Below are 786 nucleotides of genomic sequence, written 5' to 3'. Positions count from 1 at the left end.
CAGCAGCCTGAGCGAGGCGGCAACAGGGCCGGAAACCGCGCAGTTGCTCAATGCCCGTTATCAAAGCCGTGCGACGGAATGCGTCGGCGGCAAGCCAGCGTACTTCTGCAGCGGCGTACTGCTGCGCGGCAGCACGGGGACTCGGACGTTCTGGGAGCACAGCGAGCAAGCCGTGCAGCTCGGCGCGCAAAGCTTCAACTACTTGAGGGCCGATCTCGACACGCGCGTGCTCGAACAAGCGAACGGAGTGATTTTCAGCGACGGGTTCACCGCTATCGGACAGGGCAAACCCTTTGAGGTGCTGTGCGCCTATCCCTTCGCATTTGCGGTGCAAAGCACGCGCCCCGACTCGGGTTGTGGCTGGGTTGCGGCGGCAAGAAGCGTCCAGGATCTTGGTTCATGTCGCGCACTGGGTGTCACCGACACACCGAGCTGGCTCGCGCATTTTACCCAGGAGGGGCAACAAGCCGCGGGACAATGTTCGCTAAGCAGTCAGGACCCGGCGCAGTTCATGGCAAGCCTGACGGCGCATCAGGCGCTGGATGCACAGTGGGCAGCTCAACCGACGCTGCTGCAAATCAGGAACTGGTCAGAACAGACACCGGACAAACTGCCGATCCTGGGCCTGTTCTATGACGTCAATCGCCCTCAGTCCCTGCTCGGTGCGCAGAAAGACCAGCGCGATTACTTCACCGCCACCGGTAATTGGCTGCCGGTGCTGCGCATGGACCTGACCCAGGCCCCGCAGTCGGTGTTCGGTTTCCGTCAAGACGATCAGTTGTACAT

The 786-nt window shown here is 61.8% G+C and carries 1 pseudogene; it reads left to right on the top strand.

The window, feature by feature from the left end:
• Positions 1 to 43: 43 nt before the first annotated feature.
• Positions 44 to 786 (top strand): annotated as a pseudogene (locus ACQ4OE_RS26740) (hypothetical protein); the annotation flags it as partial.

Source organism: Pseudomonas sp. WC2 (assembly GCF_050586545.1).
Classification (GTDB): Bacteria; Pseudomonadota; Gammaproteobacteria; order Pseudomonadales; family Pseudomonadaceae; genus Aquipseudomonas.
This window is presented reverse-complemented; position numbering and strand designations above follow the sequence as displayed.